The sequence below is a fragment of the Chitinophaga sp. 10T418 genome (genome assembly GCF_056394125.1).
Window position 1 is genome coordinate 1 of the sequence record NZ_JBFTHG010000038.1, and the last position, 3,429, is coordinate 3,429.

Annotated in this window: 2 protein-coding genes; both read left to right on the forward strand. The window is 48.0% G+C overall.

The features are described from left to right. A partial coding sequence (locus AC1DCV_RS35620) for a phosphopantetheine-binding protein (RefSeq protein WP_477027659.1) occupies positions 1–637 on the forward strand: 637 nt, incomplete at its 5' end. Positions 638–661: 24 nt separating this feature from the next. Then, positions 662–3,429, forward strand: a 2,768-nt coding sequence (locus tag AC1DCV_RS35625) for a non-ribosomal peptide synthetase (protein ID WP_477027660.1), incomplete at its 3' end; no start/stop codon positions are given.

The following is a 3,429-nucleotide window of genomic DNA, read 5'->3' on the forward strand; positions in this document are numbered from 1 at the left end:
TCCTGACGGAAATATTGTATTTGCAGGTCGTTTGGATGCACAGGTAAAGATCCGCGGCTACCGGATAGAACCCGGAGAGATAGAACATCTTTTGCAACAACACGAAGGCATAGACGGAGCGATTGTACTGGCCAGGTCTACTGGCGGTCAGGATAAAGAACTGGTAGCTTATCTCACAGGCGCATTGATACCGGAAGTGAGTGTGTTGCGCGACTACCTGAAACAATATCTGCCGGATTATATGCTGCCGGCGTATTACGTGCCGCTGGCATCTTTCCCTTTAACGGCCAACGGTAAGGTAGACCGCCGCTTATTACCGGATACGGGAAATGCGGTAGCCACCACTGTCTATATAGCTCCGCGAAATGAAACAGAAGAAAAACTGGTAGCCATCTGGGAAGAAATCCTGGGGAGGTCACCGATTGGTATACAGGACAACTTTTTTGAGTTGGGGGGACATAGTCTGAAAGTAACAAAAATGGCCGGTCAGGTACGAAAACAATTTGATGTGAGTATCAGTCTGCGGACCGTTTTCATTCACCCAACCATTGAAGGTATTGCGGGGGAAATTGAGAAGACGTATTGGGCCAATAACGAGCTCCTGGAGCTGGATGACGTAGAAAAGATCACTATATAATCATAAACCAAGATCTGATTTTTTATGATAGCAGATTTGTTTGCAAAACTGAAAGCACTTAAAATAAATGTACAGGTAGTCAATGATAACCTGGATATACAAGCGCCCAAAGGCGTACTTACATCCGAACTGCTGGATGAAATCCGGCAACATAAAGCCGGGTTGATCGGGTTTATAAAATCATACCAACAACACCGGAATAACTACAATGCCATACCGCTGGCACCGGTGCAGGATAGTTATCCGCTATCTGCTTCCCAGCATATCCTGTGGGTAGTGAGTCAGTTTGAAGAAGGAAATGTGGCGTATAACATGTCTGGTGTGTATACATTCGAAGGACAGTTGGATAAACCCGCTTTTACCCGTTCTTTTGATACACTGCTGCAGCGTCACGAAAGTTTACGTACGGTATTCAAAGAAACGGAAGGAGGGCTGAGGCAATTTGTGCTTTCACCCTCAGCCACTGGTTTCCAGGTACGTTACGAAGACTTGCAGGATGATCACGACACCACGCTTGATACGCTGTTATTTAACTCCGCACATCAGCCGTTTGACTTGCAGCACGGACCATTGCTCAGGGCAGAATTATACCAGGTAGGTACGCATAAATGGGTATTCAATTATGTGATGCACCATATTGTCAGTGATGGCTGGTCTATGGATGTACTGATCAGAGAGCTATTACAGTTATATAATGCCTTCATCAGCGGAGCCGCGGACCCGTTGCCACCATTGGAGATACAGTATAAGGATTATGCGGTGTGGCATCAGGAGCAGCTGAGTGGCACCACGTTGGAAACACATAAGGCTTATTGGCTGGATATGTTCAGTGGTGAGCTGCCTGTACTGGATCTGCCGGCAGATAAAGTGCGTCCGGCATTGAAAACATTTAATGGTGCTTCGCTGAGTACAAAAATAAACGCACAGATTACAGCCGGCATGCGGGCGCTTGTCCGCAAAGAGGATGTAACACTGTTCATGGGATTACTGGCAGCGGTAGAAGCCCTGTTATACCGTTATACAGGGCAGGAGGATATGGTGATCGGTACGCCGGTAGCAGGCAGGGAACATGCAGACCTGGAAGATCAGATCGGATTCTATGTGAATACATTGGCATTAAGAAACCGTTTTAAAGGAAGCGATAGTTTTCTTGAACTGTTGGATAACGTCAAAAAAGTGACGCTGGCGGCCTATGAACATCAGATTTATCCATTCAGTGAGCTGGTAGAAGCATTGCATCTGCAACGTGATATGAGCCGTAATCCGTTGTTTGATATACAGGTGATCCTGGGTCAGCATGCAGCCGATAGCGATGCGCAGCAAACACTGGGCGACCTGCGGATTAGCCCTTATGAGGGCGGCAAACAGCAGACCAGCCGATTTGATATGGTATTCAGTTTTGCGGAGGTGGCAGACGAATTACACCTGGATATTCAGTATAACAGTGATGTATATACGGAACAGTTGGTAACACAGTTATCTATCCACCTGGAACAACTGTTACTATCCATCGTCCGCACTCCTGAAAATTCGCTGAAAGAGCTACCAATGCTCACTGCTGCCGATAAACAGCAACAGCTGGTTACCTTCAACGGACCGATCATAGCATATGATAAAAGTATTACCGTCCTGGACCTGTTTCAGCAGCAGGTACGTTTGCGCCCGGATGAAACCGCGGTGTTCTTTGATGGCATCAGCCAGACATACCGGGAGCTGGATGAACAATCTACCCGGCTGGCACATTACCTGTTACAAAATCATGAGGTAGCTCCAGATGAACTGGTGGGTATACTACTGGACCGCTCGGAGAAAATGATTACAGGGATACTCGGCATTTTAAAAGCAGGAGGGGCTTACGTTCCGGTAGATCCTGAATATCCTGCGGCACGGCGGTCTTATATCCTGAATGATACCAATATCCGGTTACTGCTCACCCAGACCGACTATATGTTTGATCTGGGAGATTATAACGGGGCCATCTTCGCGATGGATGTGCAGTTAGATACACTGGAAGCGGTATCCTCTCCGTTGCCGGTGATCAGCCCGGAACAGGCGGTATATGTGATTTATACTTCGGGTTCTACGGGTAATCCCAAAGGCGTGGTGATCAGGCATAACAACCTGCTGCATTCCCTGGTGCCACGTTACCAGACGTATGGAACGCCATCGTCCTTCCTGTTGCTGTCATCGTTTTCTTTCGACAGCTCTATAGCCGGCATCTTCGGTACGTTATGTTATGGCGGCCGGTTATGTCTGACGCGGAAGACGGATGTAACGAACGTGCCCTTACTGGCGGAATACATCATTCATCATGGGGTAAGTCATCTGCTCACAGTACCTTCCTATTACCAGTTGTTGCTGCAGGAACTGGCAGGTAGTGCCAACGAACTGAAAGGAGTGATTGTGGCGGGGGAAACCTGTCCGGTTACGCTGGTAGAACAACATTATAAGATATTGCCGGATACGTTGTTTTACAATGAATACGGTCCAACAGAAGGAACGGTATGGAGTAGTGTGCATCTTTATGAAAAGAGCGAACCGTTTAAGCAAACGATAGGCAAACCAATTGCGAATACGGAAGTATATATTTTGGGAGAAGACCAGCAATTGCTACCGCTGGGCGTGCCCGGAGAGTTGTGTATTGCTGGCGATGGCGTGGCAGCAGGTTATTTGAATCAGCCGGCGCTGACAGCGGAGAAATTTGTGCAGCATCCGTTCCGGGATGGCGCACGGATGTATCGTACCGGTGATCTGGCCMGCTGGTTCCGGGATGGTACATTGGATTTCCTGGG